At 70.2% G+C, this 21,739-nt stretch carries 19 protein-coding genes; 13 read left to right on the top strand and 6 right to left on the bottom strand.

Annotation, left to right across the window (positions count from 1 at the left end):
* Positions 1 to 353: 353 nt before the first annotated feature.
* The 3 genes from ABD355_RS12095 (at position 354) to ABD355_RS12085 (ending at position 3,245) form a co-directional block, all read left to right on the top strand.
* Positions 354 to 1,739 carry a glycoside hydrolase family 16 protein gene (locus tag ABD355_RS12095; protein WP_344400210.1) on the top strand — a complete coding sequence of 462 codons (1,386 nt, stop codon included), beginning with the start codon at positions 354 to 356 and terminating at the stop codon, positions 1,737 to 1,739.
* A 65-nt stretch (positions 1,740 to 1,804) separates the two neighbouring features.
* Positions 1,805 to 2,827: an NADP-dependent oxidoreductase gene (locus tag ABD355_RS12090; protein WP_344400209.1), complete on the top strand. Its 1,023-nt coding sequence runs from the start codon at positions 1,805 to 1,807 to the stop codon at positions 2,825 to 2,827.
* A 43-nt stretch (positions 2,828 to 2,870) separates the two neighbouring features.
* Positions 2,871 to 3,245 (top strand): MerR family transcriptional regulator, encoded by a 375-nt coding sequence (locus ABD355_RS12085; RefSeq protein ID WP_344401183.1) that lies wholly within the window; start codon positions 2,871 to 2,873, stop codon positions 3,243 to 3,245.
* Position 3,246: 1 nt separating this feature from the next.
* Here ABD355_RS12085 and ABD355_RS12080 read toward each other — a convergent pair whose 3' ends face one another.
* Positions 3,247 to 4,152, bottom strand: a complete 906-nt coding sequence (locus ABD355_RS12080) for a helix-turn-helix domain-containing protein (RefSeq protein WP_344400208.1) — start codon at positions 4,150 to 4,152, stop codon at positions 3,247 to 3,249.
* Between the two features lie 146 nt (positions 4,153 to 4,298).
* Between ABD355_RS12080 and tkt the strand changes: the two genes are divergently transcribed.
* The 8 genes from tkt (at position 4,299) to ABD355_RS12040 (ending at position 14,703) form a co-directional block, all read left to right on the top strand.
* On the top strand, positions 4,299 to 6,374 hold the full coding sequence (gene tkt, locus ABD355_RS12075) for a transketolase (protein WP_344400206.1): 2,076 nt from the start codon (positions 4,299 to 4,301) through the stop codon (positions 6,372 to 6,374).
* A 19-nt stretch (positions 6,375 to 6,393) separates the two neighbouring features.
* Complete coding sequence (gene tal / locus ABD355_RS12070; protein ID WP_344400205.1) at positions 6,394 to 7,539, top strand: transaldolase; 1,146 nt, start codon at positions 6,394 to 6,396, stop codon at positions 7,537 to 7,539.
* On the top strand, positions 7,536 to 9,089 hold the full coding sequence (gene zwf / locus ABD355_RS12065; protein ID WP_344400204.1) for a glucose-6-phosphate dehydrogenase: 1,554 nt from the start codon (positions 7,536 to 7,538) through the stop codon (positions 9,087 to 9,089). Before tal ends, zwf begins: the two co-directional genes overlap by 4 nt.
* Positions 9,086 to 10,021, top strand: coding sequence for a glucose-6-phosphate dehydrogenase assembly protein OpcA (gene opcA, locus ABD355_RS12060; RefSeq protein WP_344400203.1), 936 nt, complete (start codon positions 9,086 to 9,088; stop codon positions 10,019 to 10,021). Before zwf ends, opcA begins: the two co-directional genes overlap by 4 nt.
* A complete protein-coding gene (gene pgi / locus ABD355_RS12055; protein ID WP_344400201.1) occupies positions 10,014 to 11,678 on the top strand; it encodes a glucose-6-phosphate isomerase in 1,665 nt (554 codons plus the stop codon). Before opcA ends, pgi begins: the two co-directional genes overlap by 8 nt.
* A gap of 2 nt (positions 11,679 to 11,680) precedes the next feature.
* Complete coding sequence (gnd, locus tag ABD355_RS12050; RefSeq protein ID WP_344400200.1) at positions 11,681 to 12,559, top strand: phosphogluconate dehydrogenase (NAD(+)-dependent, decarboxylating); 879 nt, start codon at positions 11,681 to 11,683, stop codon at positions 12,557 to 12,559.
* A gap of 7 nt (positions 12,560 to 12,566) precedes the next feature.
* Positions 12,567 to 13,154 (top strand): histidine phosphatase family protein, encoded by a 588-nt coding sequence (locus ABD355_RS12045; protein ID WP_344400199.1) that lies wholly within the window; start codon positions 12,567 to 12,569, stop codon positions 13,152 to 13,154.
* Between the two features lie 82 nt (positions 13,155 to 13,236).
* On the top strand, positions 13,237 to 14,703 hold the full coding sequence (locus tag ABD355_RS12040; protein WP_344400198.1) for a membrane-associated oxidoreductase: 1,467 nt from the start codon (positions 13,237 to 13,239) through the stop codon (positions 14,701 to 14,703).
* Here ABD355_RS12040 and ABD355_RS12035 read toward each other — a convergent pair.
* Together ABD355_RS12035 and ABD355_RS12030 are read right to left on the bottom strand one after the other, a co-directional pair.
* Positions 14,690 to 16,489, bottom strand: a complete 1,800-nt coding sequence (locus ABD355_RS12035) for a bifunctional sugar phosphate isomerase/epimerase/4-hydroxyphenylpyruvate dioxygenase family protein (RefSeq protein ID WP_344400197.1) — start codon at positions 16,487 to 16,489, stop codon at positions 14,690 to 14,692. The genes ABD355_RS12040 and ABD355_RS12035 overlap by 14 nt on opposite strands.
* A gap of 86 nt (positions 16,490 to 16,575) precedes the next feature.
* Complete coding sequence (locus tag ABD355_RS12030) at positions 16,576 to 17,457, bottom strand: shikimate dehydrogenase (RefSeq protein WP_344400195.1); 882 nt, start codon at positions 17,455 to 17,457, stop codon at positions 16,576 to 16,578.
* 141 nt (positions 17,458 to 17,598) lie between these two features.
* Here ABD355_RS12030 and ABD355_RS12025 point away from each other — a divergent pair, with 141 nt between their 5' ends.
* Both ABD355_RS12025 and ABD355_RS12020 read left to right on the top strand, forming a co-directional pair.
* Positions 17,599 to 18,264 carry a TetR family transcriptional regulator gene (locus ABD355_RS12025; RefSeq protein ID WP_115910319.1) on the top strand — a complete coding sequence of 222 codons (666 nt, stop codon included), beginning with the start codon at positions 17,599 to 17,601 and terminating at the stop codon, positions 18,262 to 18,264.
* 190 nt (positions 18,265 to 18,454) lie between these two features.
* The gene (locus tag ABD355_RS12020; protein ID WP_344400193.1) at positions 18,455 to 19,813 is read left to right on the top strand and encodes an MFS transporter; all 1,359 of its coding nucleotides are present in this window, start codon (positions 18,455 to 18,457) and stop codon (positions 19,811 to 19,813) included.
* A gap of 398 nt (positions 19,814 to 20,211) precedes the next feature.
* On the opposite strand, the gene ABD355_RS12015 is transcribed toward ABD355_RS12020, so the two are convergent.
* Genes ABD355_RS12015 through ABD355_RS12005 form a run of 3 tightly spaced genes read right to left on the bottom strand, consistent with a single transcriptional unit; the run spans position 20,212 to position 21,504 of the window.
* Positions 20,212 to 20,553, bottom strand: coding sequence for a VOC family protein (locus ABD355_RS12015; RefSeq protein WP_344400192.1), 342 nt, complete (start codon positions 20,551 to 20,553; stop codon positions 20,212 to 20,214).
* Between the two features lie 54 nt (positions 20,554 to 20,607).
* On the bottom strand, positions 20,608 to 21,042 hold the full coding sequence (locus ABD355_RS12010) for a VOC family protein (RefSeq protein WP_344400191.1): 435 nt from the start codon (positions 21,040 to 21,042) through the stop codon (positions 20,608 to 20,610).
* Between the two features lie 51 nt (positions 21,043 to 21,093).
* A complete protein-coding gene (locus tag ABD355_RS12005; protein WP_266962899.1) occupies positions 21,094 to 21,504 on the bottom strand; it encodes a VOC family protein in 411 nt (136 codons plus the stop codon).
* Positions 21,505 to 21,739 lie beyond the last annotated feature (235 nt).

Genomic DNA, 21,739 nt, shown 5'->3' with positions numbered 1-21,739 from the left:
AGAGCCCCGGTCGGGCCGCTCATACTCTGTTCACAATCCCAAGGACTGAGACAACCGTGGTTTCGGGCGTTCTCAGGGCGACTCCTCACCGAATCTCAGGAATCGGCCCGGAAATTCAAAGGATCAACAAATTCAAGCTGACCCGCATAGGGCCGGTGTTCGGCCACGGAGTGGAAGGCGGGGGCGCGCTTTAACACCTTTGCACCGTTCAGGGCATGAACTTCCACGCCACGGAAGGACTTTCCTTGCTTTAACTCTTGACGAGTCTGGTGACGGAGAGCACATTGGGCCCACTTTGAGAGCGCTCTCAAGAGCACCCGCAGCCCATCACTCCGTACCCGGGAGGCACCCCCATGCGTGCAACCTCCGGCATGCCCAGACGGCGACGCGCGCTCCTCGCCGTCCTCAGCACGCTCGGCCTGGCGGCCGCGCTCGCCACGGCCGCCACCCAGTCCGCCGACGCCTCGGCGCCAACGCCCCCGTCGGGCTGGACGCAGCTCTTCCTCGACGACTTCAACGGCTCCGCCGGAACCGGCGTCAACACCTCCAACTGGCAGTACGACACCGGGACTTCGTACCCCGGCGGCGCCGCCAACTGGGGCACCGGCGAGGTCGAGACGATGACGAACAGCACCAGCAACGTCTCACTCGACGGCAGCGGCAACCTGAAGATCACCCCGATCCGCGACTCCGCCGGCAACTGGACCTCGGGCCGTATCGAGACCAACCGCACCGACTTCCAGCCCCCGGCCGGCGGCAAGCTGCGCGTCGAGGCCCGTCTCCAGATGCCCGACGTCACCGGCGATGCGGGCGCGGGGTACTGGCCGGCGTTCTGGATGCTGGGCGCCCCCTATCGCGGCAACTACCAGAACTGGCCGAGCGTCGGCGAGCTGGACATCATGGAGAACGTCCAGGGCATCAACAAGGTCTGGGCGACGATGCACTGCGGCACCAACCCCGGCGGCCCCTGCAACGAGACGACGGGCCTCGGCAATTCGATCGCATGCCCGGGCACCACCTGCCAGTCCGGCTTCCACACCTACACCATGGAGTGGGACCGCTCGGTCAGCCCCGAGGCGATCCGCTTCTACGTCGACGGTGTCAACTACCAGACCGTCACCGCCGATCAGATGGACGCAACGACCTGGGCCAACGCCACCAACCACGGCTTCTTCGTCATCCTGAACGTGGCGATGGGCGGCGCCTTCCCGGCCGCGTTCGGCGGCGGCCCGACCAGCGCAACCGAGTCCGGCCACCCGATGCTGGTGGACTACGTCCAGGTCCTGTCGAGCGGCGGAAGCACGACCACTCCCCCTCCCTCCGGCAACCGTGACGCCTACAGCGCCATCCAGGCGGAGTCGTACGACAGCCAGTCCGGCACTGTCACGGAGAGCACCACGGACACCGGCGGCGGCCAGGACATCGGCTCCCTGGCCAACGGCGACTGGGCCCTCTACAAGGGCGTCAACTTCGGTTCCACGGCGGCCACGCAGTTCTACGCACGCGTGGCGAGCGGCGCCGGATCCGGGGTGAGCGGCCTGGTCGAGGTGCGCCTGGACAGCCGTACCGCCACTCCGATCGGCAGCTTCGCCCTCGCCAACACGGGCGGCTGGCAGTCCTGGAAGACGGTCCCGGCCAACATCAGTGCGGTGACCGGCACCCATGACGTCTATCTGACCTTCACCAGCGGCCAGCCGGCGGACTTCGTGAACGTGAACTGGTTCGACTTCGGGCACTGACCGGGCGGGCGGCGGCGCGGGGCGGCTTGACCTTCACGTATGGGTCAACCCCTAGCGTCGCCGCCATGACGACTTCCGCTGTGAACTCCCCTACGGGCCTGGAGGTTCGACTCGCCTTCCGGCCCGACGGCCTGCCCACCCCCGGCGACTTCGAGATCGCCGAGGTCCCGGTGCCCCATCCGGCCCCCGGCCAGGTGCTGGTCCGCAACCTCTACCTGTCCCTCGACCCCGGCATGCTGACGCTGATGTCGGCCGAACCCGCGGTGCCCCGGCCCCGCTACGAGCTCGGCGAGGTGCTGTACGGGGACGCCGTCGGCGAGGTGATCGCCTCGGCCGACCCCTCCCTGGCGGAGGGCGACCTGGTGGTGCACCGGCTGGGCTGGCGGGAGTACGCCGTGGCCGGGGCGGAGGTCTTCCGCCGCGTCGACCCGGCCGCCTACCCGACCCCTTCCCTCCATCTCGGCTTCGGCCTGGTCGCCTACGTCGGGCTCGTCCATGTCGCCCGACTGCGGCCCGGCGACACGGTGTTCGTCTCCAGCGCGGCGGGCGCGATCGGCTCTCTGGCCGGTCAGATCGCCCGGCTCAAGGGCGCGGCGCGGGTGATCGGCAGCGCGGGGTCTCCGGAGAAGGTCCGGAACCTCACCGGCAGGCTCGGCTTCGACGCGGCCTTCGACCGCCACGACGGCCCCGCCCTGGACCGGTTGCGCGAGGCCGCCCCCGACGGCATCGACGTCTACTTCGACAACGTGGGCGGCGAGCAACTGCGGGCCGCTGTCGAGGTGATGAACCCGCACGGCCGCATCGCCGTCTGCGGAGCGCTCGCCCGCCAGAGCTCCGGCCGCCCCGACCAGGGCCCCGGCGACCTGTTGACCGTGGCCGCCAAGCGGCTGACCATCCGCGGCTTCACCGTCGTCGACCACCTGGACAAGGCGGCCGAGTTCGGGCAGCAGTTCCGCAGGTGGCTGCGCGATGGGGAGATCGTCTACGAGGAGACGGTGATCGACGGGCTGCCGAACGCGCCCCGCGCGCTGACCGATCTTCTCCGCGGTGCATACACGGGGAAGACCGTGGTACGGCTGGGGAGTTGACTCCCGTAGACCACCAGGAGAGGTGAACCCTGAGGTGAGCGAGATGCTGATCGGTGACCTGGCCGCGCGGACCGGCACGACGACCCGCGCCCTGCGCTACTACGAGGAGCAGGGCCTGCTGGAGTCCGGTCGGAGCGCGGGCGGCTACCGCGTCTACGGGCCCGGAGCCGAGACGCGGGTCCGCAACATCCGTGACCTGCTCGCCTCCGGGTTCACCGTGGAGAACGTCAAGTCCTTCGTGCGCTTCCTGGACGGCGACCTGCCCGAGGTGTTCGCGCACTCGGATTCCTGCGCCGCGAACCACGAGGTCGGGGCCCGGCGGGTGGCCGAGCTGACGGAGCGGATCGAGGCGCTGACCAGGATGCGGGACACCCTGGTGCGGCGCATGCCGTGGCTGGGCGCCCCGGCCGCCTCCTGAGTCACCGCAGCTCCGCGCGGAACGCCGCCGGTGTCAGCTCCGTGTGCTGCTGGAAGAACTTGGAGAAGTTCGCCGCGTCGGGGAAGCCGACCGCCGCGCCCACCCGGCCGATCGGCAGGTCCGTGTGGGCCAGCAGGCGTTTCGCCTCCAGGACGACCCGCCTGTCGATGAAGCCCTTCGGCGTCTGACCGGTCGCGGCGCGGACCGCACGGACGAGTGTGCGGCGGGAGTAGCCGAGGGCATCGGCGTAGGCGCTGACGCTGTGGTTGGTCGCGAAGTCCTTCTCCACGGCGTCGCGGAACAGGGTGAACGTCGTGTCCGACTGCCGGCGGACCGCCTCCGCCGAGCTGGCCGCCAGATGGGCGAGGCGGAGCAGGAACGCCGTCAGCGAGTGACGCAGCACCGCCGTGTGCAGGCTCAGCGGCAGGGTCGTGTCGTCCTCGTACTCGCGTTGCAGTTGGGCGAGGGCGGCTCTGAGGGCGGTGAGCTGGGCCTCGTCGGGGTGGAGCAGGGGTGGCAGGTCGTAGCGGTAGAGACCGGTGGCCTCCACCGTGGCGCGCGGCAGAAAGCCGGGTTGCATGGTGAGCACGGTTCCGCGGTACCCGCTCGTGCGCGAGAAGCGGTGGACCTGGCCGGGACGGATCCACAGCAGTTCGCCGGCCGCCGCCTCGTACTCGGCGAAGTCGATCATGTGGCGGACCGGGGCGCCGTCGAAGAGCATCACGACATGGAAGTCGATGCGGTGGACGCGCTCCAGCGGGGCCTCGGCGTGCCAGGTGTGGCCGGTCCCCATCGGGCCGACCTGCATACCGACTCCGCCCACACTCAGCTCGACCGGGAAAGGGAACGTTCGAATGCCGTCCACCCCACCGTCACCGTCTCCACCTTGGATGGTTCTGCCCGCCATGTCCTACTCGTGCCGCCTCGGTCGTGCCGTCGGTGTCCCACTTTCACCACAGGCTGACACACAGCGACCTTCCCCCGTAAAAGTCAGACTTTTAAGTTTGAAGGCATCAGAGCAGTTCAGTCGCTTCGATCGAGGACTTCTTGAAGATGAGTACGCAGACTCCGGACAGCTTCGAATGGACCGAACTCGACCGGCGTGCCGTCGACACGGCTCGTCTGCTCGCGGCCGACGCCGTGCAGAAGGTGGGCAACGGCCACCCGGGCACGGCGATGAGCCTGGCCCCGGCCGCGTACACGATCTTTCAGAAGGTGATGCGTCACGATCCCGCGGACCCCGAGTGGACCGGCCGGGACCGTTTCGTCCTGTCCCCCGGGCACACCTCGCTGACGCTCTACACGCAGCTGTACCTCGCCGGGTACGAGGTCGAGCTGGATGACCTGAAGGCGTTCCGTACGCACGGTTCCAAGACGCCCGGCCACCCCGAGTACGGGCACACCGCCGGCGTCGAGACCACCACCGGGCCGCTCGGCCAGGGTGTCGCCAACGCGGTGGGCATGGCGATGGCCGCCCGCTACGAGCGCGGCCTGTTCGACCCGGAGGCTCCCGAGGGCACCTCCCCCTTCGACCACACCATCTGGGCGATCGTCTCCGACGGTGACCTGGAGGAGGGCGTCTCCGCCGAGGCCTCCTCGCTGGCCGGCCACCAGAAGCTCGGCAACCTGGTCTTCCTCTACGACGACAACCACATCTCCATCGAGGGCGACACCGCGACGGCGTTCTCCGAGGACGTCCTCAAGCGCTACGAGGCCTACGGCTGGCATGTGCAGCGTGTCGAGCCCTCGCTCGGCGGCGACATCGACGTACCGGCCCTCTACGCGGCCCTGAAGGCGGCGCAGGCCGAGACCGAGCGCCCGTCCATCATCGCGATGCGCACGATCATCGCCTGGCCGGCCCCGAACGCACAGAACACCGAGGCCTCGCACGGCTCCGCGCTCGGCGCCGAGGAGATCGCCGCCACCAAGCGCATCCTCGGCTTCGACCCCGAGCAGTCCTTCCAGGTCGACGCCGATGTGCTGGCCCACGCCCGCGGGGCCCTGGACCGCGGTGCCGAGGCGCACGCCGCCTGGGACAAGCAGATCGACAAGTGGCGCGGCGCCAACCCGGAGCGCGCCGAGCTGTTCGACCGGATCGTGGCCGGCCAGCTGCCCGAGGGCTGGGAGGACGCGCTGCCGGTCTTCGAGGAGGGCAAGTCCGTCGCCACGCGTGCCGCCTCCGGCAAGGTGCTGCAGGCGCTCGGCGCGATCGTCCCCGAGCTGTGGGGCGGCTCCGCCGACCTGGCCGGCTCGAACAACACCACCATCGACAAGACGTCGTCCTTCCTGCCGAAGGGCAACCCGCTCCCGGAGGCCGACCCCTACGGCCGCACCGTCCACTTCGGCATCCGCGAGTTCTCGATGGCCGCCGAGATGAACGGCATCGCGCTGCACGGCAACACCCGCATCTACGGCGGCACCTTCCTGGTGTTCTCCGACTACATGCGCAACGCGGTGCGGATGTCTGCGCTCATGCAGCTCCCGGTGACGTACGTCTGGACGCACGACTCCATCGGACTCGGCGAGGACGGGCCGACCCACCAGCCGGTCGAGCACCTGGCCTCCCTGCGCGCCATCCCGGGCCTCAACGTCGTCCGCCCGGCCGACGCCAACGAGACCGCGATCGCCTGGGGCGAGATCCTCAAGCGGCACGCCACCGACCCGGCCCCGCACGGCCTCGCCCTCACCCGTCAGGGAGTGCCGACCTACGCCCCCAACCCGGACGCGGCGAAGGGCGGTTACGTCCTGAAGGAGTCCTCGAAGGAGATCCCGGACGTCGTGCTGATCGCCACCGGCTCCGAGGTCCAGCTCGCCGTCGCCGCGCGCGAGCAGCTGGAGGCCGAGGGGATCGGCACCCGGGTGGTGTCGATGCCGTCCGTGGAGTGGTTCGAGCAGCAGCCGCGGGAGTACCGCGAGCGCGTCCTTCCCCCGTCCGTGCGGGCCCGTGTCGCCGTGGAGGCAGGGATCGGTCTGACGTGGTACCGCTACACAGGTGACGCAGGACGCATCGTCTCCCTGGAGCACTTCGGCGCCTCCGCCGACGCCAAGACCCTGTTCGCCGAGTTCGGCTTCACCCCCGAGAACGTCGCCGCCGCAGCCCGGGAATCCCTCGCTGCCGCCCGCGGTTGATCCGATCGCCAGAAAGAAGATGATCAAAGTGACCGAAGCAACCGCGACCGCGGGGGCACTCAAGCGCCTGTCCGACGAGGGCGTCTCCATCTGGCTGGACGACCTCTCCCGCAAGCGGATCGAGTCCGGCAACCTCGCCGAACTCGTCGAGAACAGCAACGTGGTCGGCGTGACCACCAACCCGTCCATCTTCCAGGCCGCCATCGGCTCCGGCGAGGGCTACGAGGAGCAGCTCGCCGACCTGGCCGTCCGCGGCGTCACGGTCGAAGAGGCCGTACGGATGATGACCACCGCCGACGTCCGTGCAGCCGCCGACATCCTGCGGCCCGTGTACGACGCCACCGGCGGCCGCGACGGCCGGGTCTCCATCGAGGTCGACCCGCGTCTGGCCCACGACACCAAGGCGACGATCGCCGAGGCCAAGCAGCTGGCGTGGCTGGTCGACCGGCCCAACGTCATGATCAAGATCCCGGCGACCAGGGCGGGCCTGCCGGCCATCACCGAGGTCATCGGCCTGGGCATCAGCGTCAACGTCACGCTGATCTTCTCCCTGGAGCGCTACCGCGAGGTCATGGACGCCTACCTGGCCGGCCTGGAGAAGGCCGCCGCGAAGGGCCTCGACCTCTCGGCCATCCACTCCGTCGCCTCCTTCTTCGTCTCCCGCGTCGACTCCGAGATCGACAAGCGGCTGGACGGCCTCAGCTCCCCCGAGGCGTCGGTCCTCAAGGGCAAGGCGGCGCTCGCCAACGCACGTCTCGCCTACGAGGCGTACGAGGAGGTCTTCGGCGGTGGGCGCTGGACCGCCCTCGGCAGCGCCAGGGCCAACAAGCAGCGCCCCCTGTGGGCCTCGACCGGCGTGAAGGACCCCTCGTACAAGGACACCCTGTACGTGGACGAACTCGTCGCGCCCGGCACCGTCAACACCATGCCGGAGGCCACCCTCAACGCCACCGCCGACCACGGCGAGATCACCGGCGACACGGTGACCGGCGGCTATGCGCAGGCCCGCGCCGACCTGGCCGCCGTGGAGGCCCTCGGGATCTCCTACGACGAGGTCGTGCAGAAGCTCGAGGACGAGGGCGTCGCCAAGTTCGAGACGGCCTGGCAGGACCTGCTGGACGCCGTCGCCAAGTCCCTCGACAGCAAGGGAGTTGAGACGGAATGACCGAGCACGCCACGGTCGGGTCGGCGCTCGACTGGACCAACCCCCTGCGCGACGACCGCGACCGCCGGCTCCCGCGGATCGCGGGCCCGTCCGGGCTCGTCATCTTCGGCGTCACCGGCGACCTGTCCCGCAAGAAGCTGATGCCCGCCGTCTACGACCTCGCCAACCGCGGCCTGCTGCCGCCGGGCTTCTCGCTCGTCGGGTTCGCCCGCCGGGACTGGGAGGACCAGGACTTCGCGCAGGTCGTGCATGACGCGGTCCGCGAGCACGCCCGGACAGAGTTCCGTGAGGAGGTCTGGCAGCAGCTCGCCGAGGGCATGCGGTTCATCCCCGGCGACTTCGACGACGACACGGCGTTCAAGCAGCTGAAGTCGGCCGTCGACGAGCTGGACGCCTCCCGCGGCACCGGAGGCAACTTCGCCTTCTATCTGTCCGTACCGCCGAAGTTCTTCCCCAAGGTCGTCCAGCAGCTCAAGAAGCACGGGCTGGCGAACGGGCGCAAGGGCTCCTGGCGGCGCGCGGTGATCGAGAAGCCGTTCGGGCGCGACCTGGCGAGCGCCCGCGAGCTGAACGCGATCGTGCACGACGTGTTCGAGCCCGACCAGGTGTTCCGCATCGACCACTACCTGGGCAAGGAGACCGTCCAGAACATCCTGGCGCTGCGCTTCGCCAACCAGATGTACGAGCCCATCTGGAACCGGTCGTACGTCGACCACATCCAGATCACCATGGCAGAGGACATCGGCATCGGCGGCCGCGCCGGCTACTACGACGGCATCGGTGCCGCCCGTGACGTCATCCAGAACCACCTGCTGCAGCTGATGGCGCTCACCGCGATGGAGGAGCCGATCGCGTTCGACGCGGAGTCGCTGCTCACCGAGAAGCTGAAGGTCCTCAAGTCCGTGCGGCTGCCGGAGAACCTGGGTGAGCACACGGTCCTCGCCCAGTACGCCGAGGGCTGGCAGGGCGGCGAGAAGGTGGCCGGCTACCTGCAGGAGGACGGCATCGACCCGAACTCCAAGACCGACACCTACGCGGCCATCAAGCTGGAGGTGGACAACCGCCGCTGGGCGGGCATCCCCTTCTATCTGCGCACCGGCAAGCGCCTGGGCCGTCGCGTCACCGAGATCGCGGTGGTCTTCAAGCGGGCGCCGCACTCCCCCTTCGACTCCACCGCCACCGAGGAGCTCGGGCAGAACGCCATCGTCATCCGCGTCCAGCCCGACGAGGGCATGACGGTCCGGTTCGGCTCCAAGGTGCCGGGCACCTCGATGGAGATCCGGGACGTGTCGATGGACTTCGCCTACGGCGAGTCCTTCACGGAGTCCAGCCCGGAGGCGTACGAGCGGCTCATCCTGGACGTGCTGCTCGGCGACGCCAACCTGTTCCCCCGTCACCAGGAAGTGGAAGAGTCCTGGAAGATCCTCGACCCGATCGAGGAGTACTGGGCGCGGCACGGCAAGCCCGCGCAGTACGCCTCGGGCAGCTGGGGACCCGAAGAAGCCGACGAGATGCTCGCACGAGACGGACGGAGCTGGCGCAGGCCATGAAGATCGACCTGACCGACACCACGGCAAGCAAGATCAACAAGGCGCTGGTGCAGGGCCGCCGCGCCATCGGCACACCGGCCGTGGGCATGGTCCTGACGATGGTCATCGTCACGGACGAGGAGAACGCCTACGACGCGATCAAGGCGGCCGAGGAGGCCTCGCACGAGCACCCCTCGCGCACCCTGGTCGTCATCAAGCGGCATGCCCGCACCCCGCGCGACCGCATGGCCTCCAAGCTGGACGCCGAGGTCCGGGTGGGCGCCGACGCCGGCACCGGCGAGACGGTCGTGCTGCGCACCTACGGCGAGGTCTCCGACCACGCCGACTCGGTCGTCCTGCCGCTGCTGCTGCCGGACGCGCCCGTCGTCGTATGGTGGCCGGTGGACGCGCCCGAGGTGCCCGCCAAGGACCCGCTGGGCGCCCTCGCGCAGCGCAGGATCACCGACCTGTACGCCGTCGAGAACCCCGCCGAGACGCTGGAGCAGCGGGCCCGCTCCTACGCCCCCGGCGACACCGACCTCGCCTGGACCCGGCTGACGCCGTGGCGCTCGATGCTGGCGGCGGCCCTGGACCAGGCCCGCACCCGGATCGTGTCGGGGGCCGTGGAGGCCGAGGCCGACAACCCGGCGGCCGAACTGCTGGCGCGCTGGCTGGAGGCACGGCTGAACGTGAAGATCGACCGCGTGGTCACCGCGGGCCCGGTCGTCACGGCCGTGCGCCTGGGAACCGCGGACGGCGAGATCGTCATCGACCGCCCCGAGGGCCCGCTGGCCACGCTCACCCTGCCGGGCCAGCCCTCGCGCACCCTCGCCCTGAAGGTCCGCACCACCTCCGAACTCATCGCCGAGGAGCTCCGCCGCCTCGACGCCGACGAGATGTACGCCGTCGCCCTGCGGGGCGAGGCCGCCAAGGAGACCGTCTCTCATGTCTGACTCCCCGAAGCTCACCCGGCGCCCCGAGTGGACCGCCCTGGAGGACCACCGCGCCCAGGGCCAGCCGGTGCTGCGTGAGCTGTTCGCAGCCGACCCCGGCCGCGCCGAGCGGTATGTCGTGCGCGTCGGCGACCTGCGCATCGACTACTCCAAGCACCTCGTCAACGACGAGACTCTGGCGCTGCTGCAGGAACTGGCCGCCGCCACCGACGTGTTCGGGCTGCGCGACGCCATGTTCCGCGGCGAGAAGATCAACGTCACCGAGGACCGGGCCGTGCTGCACACCGCGCTGCGCGCCCCGCGGGACGCGGTGATCGAGGTCGACGGCGAGAACGTGGTGCCGCAGGTGCACGCCGTCCTGGACAAGATGAGCGACTTCGCCGAGCGGGTCCGCTCCGGCGCCTGGACCGGTCACACCGGCAGGCGCATCAAGAACGTCGTCAACATCGGCATCGGCGGCTCCGACCTGGGCCCCGCGATGGCGTACGAGGCGCTGCGCACCTTCACGGCCCGCGAGCTGACGTTCCGCTTCGTCTCCAACGTGGACGGCGCCGACCTGCACGAGGCGGTACGGGACCTGGACCCGGCGGAGACCCTGTTCATCGTCGCCTCCAAGACCTTCACCACGATCGAGACCATCACCAACGCCACCTCGGCCCGTTCCTGGCTGCTGAACGGCCCCGGCGGGCTCGGCGAGGAGAAGGCGGTCGCCCGGCACTTCGTGGCCCTGTCCACGAACGCCGGCAAGGTCACCGAGTTCGGTATCGACCCGGACAACATGTTCGAGTTCTGGGACTGGGTCGGCGGCCGCTACTCCTTCGACTCGGCCATCGGCCTGTCGCTGATGATCGCGATCGGCCCGGACCGCTTCCGGGAGCTGCTCGACGGCTTCCACACCGTCGACGAGCACTTCAGGACCGCCCCCGCGGAGGCCAACGCCCCGCTGATCCTCGGCCTGCTGGGCATCTGGTACGGCAATTTCTTCGGCGCCGAGTCCCATGCGGTACTGCCGTACAGCCACTACCTGTCGAAGTTCACGGCGTATCTGCAGCAGCTGGACATGGAGTCCAACGGCAAGTCGGTCGACCGCGACGGCCATGTGGTGGGCTGGGAGACCGGCCCGGTGGTGTGGGGAACGCCCGGCACCAACGGGCAGCACGCCTACTACCAGCTGATCCACCAGGGCACCCGGCTCATCCCCGCGGACCTGATCGGCTTCGCACGTCCGGCGGCCGAGCTCGGCGACGAACTGGCCGCCCAGCACGACCTGTTGATGGCCAACCTGTTCGCGCAGGGCCAGGCGCTGGCCTTCGGCAAGACCGCCGACGAGGTGCGCGCGGAGGGGGTCCCCGAGGAGCAGGTGCCGCACCGCACCTTCCACGGCAACCACCCCACCACGACGATCCTGGCGAAGGAACTGACTCCGTCGGTGCTCGGCCAGCTGATCGCCCTCTACGAGCACAAGGTGTTCGTCCAGGGCGCGATCTGGAACATCGACTCGTTCGACCAGTGGGGCGTCGAGCTCGGCAAGGTCCTCGCCAAGCGCGTCGAGCCGGCTCTCACCGAAGGCGCCGACGTCCCCGGCCTCGACCCCTCCACCACCGCTCTCGTGGCCGCGTACCGCGAGCTCAAGAACGCTCAGGAAGAAGTGAACTGACCATGCAGATCGGACTCATCGGGCTCGGCAAGATGGGCGGCAACATGCGCGAGCGGATCCGCCGCGCCGGCCACACCGTCATCGGCTACGACCGCAATCCCGACCTCTCCGACGCGGCGAGCCTCGCCGAACTGGTCGACAAGCTCGAAGCACCGCGCGTGGTGTGGGTGATGGTCCCGGCGGGCGCCCCCACCCAGTCCGTCGTCGACGAGCTCGGCGGCCTCCTCTCCCCCGGCGACACGGTCGTCGACGGCGGCAACTCCCGCTGGACGGACGACGAGAAGCACGCCGAGGAGCTGGGCGCCAAGGGCATCGGCTTCGTCGACGCGGGTGTCTCCGGCGGTGTGTGGGGCCTCAAGAACGGCTACGCGCTGATGGTCGGCGGCGACAAGGAGCACGTCGAGCGGCTCCAGCCGATCTTCGAGGCGCTCAAGCCGGAGGGCCCGTACGGCTATGTCCACGCGGGCAAGGTCGGCGCCGGGCACTTCTCCAAGATGGTCCACAACGGCATCGAGTACGCCATGATGCAGGCCTACGCCGAGGGCTGGGAGCTGCTGGAGAAGATCGAGTCGGTGGACAGCGTCCGGGAGGTGTTCCGCTCCTGGCAGGAGGGCACGGTCATCCGTTCCTGGCTGCTCGACCTCGCGGTCAACGCCCTGGACGAGGACGAGCACCTGGACAAGCTGAAGGGCTTCGCGCAGGACTCCGGTGAGGGCCGCTGGACGGTCGAGGCGGCCATCGACAACGCGGTGCCGCTGCCCGCCATCACGGCCTCCCTCTTCGCGCGGTTCGCCTCCCGCCAGGACGACTCCCCGCAGATGAAGATGATCGCGGCCCTGCGCAACCAGTTCGGCGGGCACGCCGTCGAGTCGAAGGAGTAACGCAGCCGTGGGGGACCTTCTCCTGGTCCGCCACGGCGAGACGGAGTGGAGCGTGTCGGGACAGCACACCAGCTGGACCGACCTGCCCCTCACCCAGCACGGTGAGGAGCAGGCCAAGTCGCTCGCTCCACTCCTCTCGCAGCGGACCTACGCACTTGCACTGACCAGCCCGCTCGGCCGCGCGATACGCACCGCCGAACTCGCGGGCATCACGGGCACGGTGGTCGAACCGGACCTGCACGAGTGGGACTACGGCGACTACGAGGGCATCACCACCGTCGAGATCCACCGCACCCGCCCCGACTGGAACCTGTGGACCGACGGCGTGCCGCCCGGCCCGGACGGGCACCCCGGCGAATCGCCCGAGCAGATCGGCCGACGCGCCGACCGCGTCCTGTCCCGCGTGGACGCGGCCCTCCCCGACGGCGACGTGATCCTCGTGGCCCACGCCCATTTCCTGCGGGTCCTGACGGCCCGCCGTCTGGGCCTGCCCCCCGCGGACGGCCGCCTCTTCCAACTGGCGACGGGCACGGTCAGCCGGCTGTCGACCGAACACGACCGCCCGGTGATCGCCGAGTGGAACACCCGGCCCTGACACCCTGGGGCCCCGGTTCCCTGCCCCCGGCAGAGGCCGTACCGACCGCCGCACCCCTTCGGTGGGATTAGAGTCCCGGTCTGTGGAGATCAACGATCTGACGCCGGCCGAGCAGCAGGTGTGGCGGGCGTTCGCGACGGGGGCGGTGGTCGACTTCCGGGAGGGGGGCGACGACGAGGACACGGCGGAGGGTGCGCTGTGGGGGCCTGAACGGAGCATAAGAGCAACGGTGTTGCGGGCTCTGCTCCTCAACGGCCCCCGGGTGCCGGGGGAAGTGGCCGCGCTCAAGGTCAGGGGGGCGCGGGTCACCGGCACCCTGGACCTGAGACATGCGACGGTGGACAGCATCGTCCATCTGAGCCACTGTCACTTCGCGGAGGCCCCGGACCTCTCCGGCGCCCACCTCCCCTACCTCAACCTGCGTGACTCCGCGCTGCCCGGCCTGATGATCGCGCGGGCCCGGGTGGACGGCAGCGTCCGGCTGACGCGGTGCCGGTTCTCCGGAGTCGTGCACCTGGGCGGGTCACACATATCCGGGGTGCTGTTCCTCGAAGGGGCCGAGTTCGCCGCCGTGCCGGAGACCGGGCCGGTCCTGAAGCTCAGCCACGTCACCATCGAGGACGACCTGTGCGCCCCCGGGCTGCGCACCCACGGCGAGATACGACTCGACGGCGCCGCCGTCGCCGGATCGGTCGACCTCAACGACGCCCAACTCCACCACCCCGGCAACGCCGTCCTCGACGCCCAGACCCTCGTCGTGGAAGGGGACCTCCTGATGCGGCGGGTGGAGGCGACGGGCTGGGTCGGCCTGCGCGGCGCACGCATCGCTGGTCGCTTCGACCTGTCGTACTCCCGCCTGTCGAACCCGGACGACTCGGCCCTGCGGGCGAGCAGCTGCACCATCGGTGAACTCTGGCTGCGCAAGGGGCCGCCCTTGGACGGACGGCTCAACCTGCGCCGCGCGCAGGTGGACGTCCTGTTCCTGGAGCCGGAGGTGGTTCCCGACGAGGTCTATCTGAGCAGCCTCGTGTACACCACTCTCACTCCCCACGAACCCGCCGAGCGCCGCCTCCCCATGCTGGAACGCGATGCCGAGGGCTATGTGCCGCACGCCTACGAGCAGTTGGCCACCGCCTACCGCCGTGTCGGCGACGACCACGCCGCCCGCCTCGTCCAGCTCGCCAAGCAGCGCCGCCTGCGCTCGACCCGCGCCTGGTACGGCCGCCTCTGGGGCTACGTCCAGGACGCCACCGTCGGCTACGGCTTCCGCCCGCTGCGCGCAGCCGTCTGGCTGCTGTCGCTCCTCGCCCTCGGCTCGACCGCCTACGCCCTGCACCACCCGCACGCGCTCAAGGCGTCGGAGGCCCCGCACTTCAACCCGGTCTTCTACACCCTCGACCTGCTGCTGCCGGTGATCTCCTTCGGCCAGGAGGAGGCGTTCGCACCGGACGGCTGGTACCAGTACCTCGCCTACGCCCTGATCATCACCGGCTGGGTCCTGGCCACGACGGTCGTCACCGGTGTGACCAGAACCGTCAGCCGCCAGTGAGCCGCCGCGCGGCATGCTGCGCGGCCAGCCGCACGGGCGCGTTCTGGGCGCCGTACCCCTGGTATCCGCCGTCACGCTGGACGAGCTCGAAGAAGACCCGGCCCACGGTCCGCGTGTAGCAGTGCCGGAACTCCCCGTACCGGTCCCGGTCGTAGAGGATCCCGAGCTCGCGATACGTCTCCAACTCTCCCTCGGCGAACTCGAACCGGGCCGCCAGGTCGTCGTAGTAGTTCGCCGGCATCGCCAGCAGCGGCCCGCCCGCCTCGCGGAAGCGGCGCGCGGCGGCCACCACGTCGTCCGTCGCCAGTGCGATGTGCTGGGCGTGGACGGTGTCGTCGGCGGGCGCCGCGCCGACGGACAGGGCGATACGGACGCCGCCGTCGGCGGCGGCGACGGCACGACTGCGCAGCAGACCGTACGGGTCGGCGACGTCCACGCTCTCCTGAGCGGACAGGCCGAGCACGCTGCGGTGGAAGAGGGTGGCCTCGTCGAAGTGGTGCCAGGGCTGGACGAGCGCGAGATGGTCGATGCGCCGCACGCCCGGAACCGCCGGTCCGGCCTGCTCGACGTCCGCGAAGTCGCCGCGCCACTCGGGCAGTTCGGGCCGACCGGTCGCGCAGAAGAACAACTGCGTGCCGTCCGGGGCCGCCACCGCATCCAGCGGCGCGTCCTCGCTCGCCCGACGGCGCGGCAGTACGGGCGCCAGCAGCGCCTCGGCGCGCCGGGCGGCGCCAGCAGGGTCCGGGGACTCCAGACCGATCGCGGCGAGCCCGGTCCCGTCCCGCCGGGCGGCCGGCCCGGTGTTGACGAGCACCCGCGCCTCCCCCGCCTGCCACAGATCGACCGGCTTGCTGCGGTGCCGCGCGGTCCGGGCGAACCCCAGGGCCCCCAGCACCTCGCTGACCGGCTCGGCATCGGGAGTGACCAGCTCGGCGAAGGCAACCCCCGTGGGAACGACAGGGGCGGGCAGCTCGGCCAGCCCCACCGCCTCCTGGAGGACCAGCAGCGACCGGTGCGCGTCCACCGCCGTCGGCCCGGCCTCGGCCTGCCGGAACACGTCGTTGAAGACCTCCAGGGAGAGCGGCCCGCCATATCCCGCGCGCAGCACATGCCGCACGAGCCCGGCGACGTCGAAGCCGCCCTGCCCCGGGAAGCAGCGGTAGTGGCGGCTCCACTGCAGGACGTCCATCGCAAGCAGCGGAGCATCCGCGAGCTGCAGGAAGAAGATCTTCTCGCCCGGAATGTCCTCGATCCCCTTGGGATCGGACCCACGGGAAAGAATGTGAAAGCTGTCGAGACAGGTACCGAGCGCGGGATGGTCCGCCATCTCGACAACCCGCCAGGCATGGTCATACGTACTGACGTGCCGCCCCCAGGCAAGCGCCTCGTAGGCGACACGGAACCCGAAGTCCTGCGCCAGATCGGCGAGTCGACTCAGCTGCTCGGCGGCGAGGGCGTCGTCGTCGACGGCGAGCGGCGAAACGCTGGAGCAGACGAGGACCGTATCGGCCCCCAGCCGCCGCATGACCTCGAACTTGTGCCGAGCCCGACGCAGATTACGTGCGAACTCCTCCTCGGGCACGGCCTCGATGTCCCGCATGGGTTGGTAGAGGTCGATGCCGAGCCCGAGATCGGCACAACGGACCCGGATCTCCTCGGGCCTGAGAGGACTCGCCAGCAGATCGTTCTCAAAGATCTCAACCCCGTCGAACCCGGCCCGCGAGGCGGCGGTGAGCTTCTCGGTCAGAGATCCGCTGAGAGAAACCGTGGCAACGGATGTGCGCACGACGGTGCCCTTTCAACTTGCGTTACAGCAGCGCCCCTCAGGGGCGCGGGGAACTGCGCGACCAGCCACCAACAAACCCGCACCCGTCAAACGGCCTCACCGACCGAGCTCTCCGCAACAATCTCCGAGAAGTCCGCCAGCATCCGCCCACTGCCGGGCTCCCGCCCCGTGAACAACCGAAACGCATCCGCAGCCTGGAAAACAGCCATCCCACCCCCGTCCAAAGTGGCGCAGCCAACCCCCCGGGCAGCCCGCAGCAACTCCGTCTCCAGGGGCCGATAAACCACCTCGGCAACCCACAGCCCCGGATGAAGCAACTCAGCAGCGAAGGGCAACCCCGGATGCGCGGCCATCCCGGTGGGCGTGGCATGTACAACCCCGTCGGCCGAGCCGAGCAACCGACCGAGCTGATCGGGAGTACCGGCGGCCGCCCGGCCGACACCGAAGTGCCGGTTCAGCCCATCGGCGAGATCCGCAGCCCGATCACCCAACGCATCCACAATGGTGACCCGCTCGGCCCCCAGCGTGAGCGTGGCGTGAGCCACGGCCGCCCCCGCCCCGCCGGCCCCCAGCTGCACCACGCGCTCCAGCGAAGCGTCGGGCAGCCCGCGCGCGAACGAAGCCGCGAACCCGGTGACGTCCGTGTTGTGGCCGATCGCGCGTCCGCCCTCGAAAACGACGGTGTTGACCGCCCCCAACGCCTCGGCCTGCGGAGCAAGCGCATCCAGGTGCTCGATCACCAGCTGCTTGCACGGGTGCGTGATGTTCAGCCCGTCGAAGCCGAGGTCCCGCGCGGCCCGCACCAGGTCGCCGACCGCCTCCGGCGGCACGCCGAGGGTGTCGATGTCGATGAGCCGGTACACATAGCGCAGGCCCTGCCGGTCCGCCTCGCGCTCGTGCAGCGCCGGGCTGAGCGACGGACCGATGCCGGAACCGATCAGTCCGACGAGATACGAGTCCTTGACCACGGGACCTCCTGAGCCGAGCGCTAATGTACGAACTAGTACGTTAGCTATATCAGCCCCGGCAGCCCCTGGGAAGACCCCGCCGCCGCCACCCGGCCCGCCTTCTAGAATCTGCGGCACTGGCCGCACTCCCGAAGGAACCCGATGACCAGCGTCGACGAACCGGCACGACCCAACGGGCGGATCCGCGACGCCGCCCGCACCCAGGCCGAGATCCTCGACGTGGCGACACAGGAGTTCGCGCGGGCGGGTTACGACGGCGCCCGGGTCGACGAGATCGCCGCCCGCACCCGCACCACGAAGCGGATGATCTACTACTACTTCGGCGGCAAGGAACAGCTGTTCACGGCCGTTCTGGAGCGGGCGTACGGCGTGATCCGGGAGGCCGAGCAGAAGCTGGACGTCGAGCATCTGGACCCGGTGGCGGCCATCCGGCGGCTGGCCGAGCTGACCTTCGACCACCACGAGCAGCACCCGGACTTCATCCGCCTGGTCAGCATCGAGAACATCCACGGCGCCGAGCACATCGCCGCCTCCGAGAAGCTGGGCAGGATCGGCTCCCCCGCGCTGGACGTGATCCGCCGCATCCTGGCCGCCGGACAGGAGTCGGGCCTGTTCACGGCCGATGTCGACGCGGTCGACCTGCACGCGATGATCAGCTCGTTCTGCTTCTTCCGGGTCTCCAACCGGCATACGTTCGGCGCCCTGTTCGGCCGCGACCTGGTCGACCCGGCCCAGCGCGAGCACTACCGCACGATGCTGGGCGACATGGTGATCGCCTACCTGACGGCGGACCGCGCGACGGACTGAGCCCGTTCCGCAGTACCCCTTGACACGCGGGAAACGTGGGCGCAACATCCGTAGCCAACCGCTACTAACTATCCAGTGCGTTAATTAGCCGGGTAGCACCCGGCGCGGCCGTCCCGTCACCCCAGGGATCCGGCACTTCTCCCCGCCGCTCACTCCGCCTACCTTGGAGTTCCCTCAAAGGAGCAACGCCGTGTCCCATGCCGTCGCACCCCGCGACCCTGCCGAAGCCGTCGGGCAGCCGAAAAAGGCGGCCACCGCCGCCTGGATCGGCAGCGCCCTGGAGTACTACGACTTCTTCATCTACGGCAGCGCGGCCGCGCTGATCTTCCCGAAGGTCTTCTTCGACGAGTCCGACCCGGCCACCGCGACCCTGCTGTCCCTGGCCACGTTCGGTGTCGCGTACGCGGCCCGGCCGATCGGCGCGCTCTTCCTCGGCCACTTCGGTGACCGTGTCGGCCGCAAGAAGATCATGGTCTTCACGCTGATCCTGATGGGCCTGTCGACCTTCCTCATCGGCTGTCTGCCCACCCGCGCCCAGGTCGGCACCCTCGCCCCGGTCCTGCTGGTCGCCTGCCGTGTGCTGCAGGGCATCTCGGCGGCGGGCGAGCAGGCCAGCGCGAACTCGATGACCCTGGAACACGCGCCACCGCACAGGCGCGGCTTCTTCACCAGCTTCACCCTCAGCGGCACACAGGGCGGCCAGCTCATCGCCACCCTGGTCTTCATCCCGGTGGCCGCGCTCCCCGAGGACCAGCTGCTGTCCTGGGGCTGGCGGGTCCCGTTCTGGGCGAGTGTCGCGGTCGCCGTCGTCGGCTATGTCATCCGCCGCAAGCTCCAGGAGACGCCGGCCTTCGCGAAGCAGGCGGCCGGCGCGGGTGTCGTCAAGCTGCCGCTTGCGGTGCTGCTGCGTGAGCACTGGGCGGACGTGCTGCGGGTGATCGGAGGCGCGCTCATCGCCTCGGTCTCCACGATCTTCACGGTCTGGGCCCTCGCCTACGCCACCAGCGACTCGGTGGGCATGTCCCGCTCCTCGATGCTGTGGGTGGGCGCGCTCGCCAACCTCGTCGCCCTCGCCGCGATCCCCCTGTGGGCCTCCCTGTCGGACCGCATCGGCCGCCGTCCCGTGTTCCTGATCGGCGCGGTGGGCAGCGCGCTCGCCATGTTCGGCTACCTGTGGGCGATCTCGACGGGCAACTACCCGCTGACCCTGGTCCTGGGCATCGTGGCCTTCGGCATCGTCTACAGCGCCGCGAACGGAGTCTGGCCCTCCTTCTACGGCGAGATGTTCTCCACCCGCGTGCGCCTGTCCGGCATGGCGATCGGCACCCAGATCGGCTTCGCCGTGGCCGGCTTCGCGGTCACGTTCGCCGCGCAGATCGCGGGCCCCGACGGCACCGACTGGTCCTCGGTCGCCCTGTTCACCGCGGCCCTCTGCGTCCCGCCGGTCATCACCGGCCTCTCGGCCCGCGAGACCCACAGGCTCCCGACGGAGCTCCTGGGCGAGCGGGCCGCACAGGGAGCGTCACAGCCGGAGACGGTCACCGCCTGACGGCACCCCCGCACGCCCCCGGGCCCCGGACACCCGCACTGGTTCCGGCGCCCGGGGGTTCCGGCGTGCCCGTCCCACGCTCAGGGCCGCCTCGGCCACCCACGAGGGCGTGACTCCCGCTGTCGAGGCTGCTCGCGCGCCACCGCACCGGCCTCCGGGCACCAGCCGCAGATCTCCTCCGCGCCGGGCCGCGGGTACGGCGCCGGAGTCCGGCGTTCCGGCCGCCGCCCCCTCAGACCAACGAGATCGCGGACGGCTCGCCCGCCGACCGGCGTGAACTGCCGCGTGCATCGCACCGCGGCCGCGAGGACGCCCGCACCCGCCTCGACCGGCGGCACGGGCGCGGCCAACGTCCCCGACTGCCGTAGGCCTCGGTCGGACAGCCTGTCCGGGGCCTCCTACGCCCGGGGGTGCCGCGGCTCGTAGAGGCCGACCTCGCCGCCGCCCGGCAGCCGGAAACCGGTCAGCCGACCCCAGCGCGCCTCCTGCAAGGGCCGAGTCAACTCCACGCCCTTCCCGGTGAGTTCGGCGGTCGTCGCGTCGAGGTCGTCGCACATCAGCATCAGTTCGTGCGACGGATCGCCCTCGGCCGGGTGGAAGGCGACCTCGGCGGGCGGCGCCTTGAAGATGAGCCAGCCGTGCCCGGCGTCGACGTGGGCCCAGCCGAGGACGTCCCGGAAGAAGGCGCGGTCCGCCTCGGCGTCGCGGGTGTAGATCACCACATGTGCACCATTGATCACGCGCGGAGGCTAGGTCCCCGGCCCGGGGCACGGCAAGGGCGGCGCGCGGGTGCCTCATGCGGAGGCCGCGGCCACACAGAACTCGTTGCCCTCCGGGTCGGCCATGACGATGTGGTGTCCGCCGGACTCCTCCAGGACGCTCCCGCCCGCCTTCACCAGGCGCTCGGACTCGGCCCGGATGCGAGCCCACCGCTCGTCGGGGCTCCCGCCTCCCGGTACCCGGACGTCCATATGGAGGCGGTTCTTCGCCGTCTTGGGCTCGGGGACCTTCAGGATGGACAGCCGGGGGCCCACGCCGTCGGGATCGCAGAGCCACGCGCCGCCGTCCGCCGAGTCGTCGTCCGGCAGGTCGAACTGCGCGAGCCACTCCTCGCGGGTGGTGAAGGGTGCGGGCGGCGGCTCGTCGACATAGCCGAGCGCCGTCTTCCAGAAATCGGCGAGGAGCTTCGCGTCCGCGCAGTCAAGCGTGAGATCGAAGGTGGCTGCCATACCAGGACCGTACTGCGCACCACTGACAACAGGGCCGCGACCAGCGCCTGATCAGGCGTTCGACCAGCCCCGCTCGCACAGCACCAGCCGGTAGCCGTCCGGGTCCTCGACGGTGACCCCCCACTGGTTCCAGTACGGATTGGGCGACGGCACCCGCTTGCCGCCGTGCTCCTCCAGCCGGGCCACCAGGTCGTCCGGGACCGGCCCGTCGACGTAGACGACGAGGAGGTCCTCCTCGGTGGGCCGGGGCTCGACGGGCCGCGCAGGCTCATGGACGAGCTCCAGATGCCATCCCGCGTCCGGCCAGCCGAGCATCAGCAGGTCGTGCTCGCCGGGTTCGGAACCGCCCTCGGCCCGCCAGACCACACTCAGCCCGAGCCCCTGCGCCCAGAACCGCTCGGCGACCGCAAGGTCCCGGGACGGGCGGGCGATGCGGATGTGGCTGCGGCCGTCGACCGGCATCATGACCTCTTCCTGAGCTGCGGCGTCTTTCCTCGCAGCCTAGGCAGTCCGTGATCCCCGAACCATCGGTCGTCCGCCCTGCACCCCGGGACCTAGGTCTCCACCCGCCGCAATACCGAACCCTCCGGGCGAAAGGCGCTGTTGAGGCATTGCGCGCACTGCGGTAATCATGAGGGACCTCCGCGCGCTCCGGCCGGATTCAGGGGCGGCCGGGGTGCGCGGACCGACGTTGACT

The organism is Streptomyces longisporus (genome assembly GCF_039532765.1).
GTDB lineage: Bacteria > Actinomycetota > Actinomycetes > Streptomycetales > Streptomycetaceae > Streptomyces > Streptomyces longisporus.
This window is presented reverse-complemented; position numbering and strand designations above follow the sequence as displayed.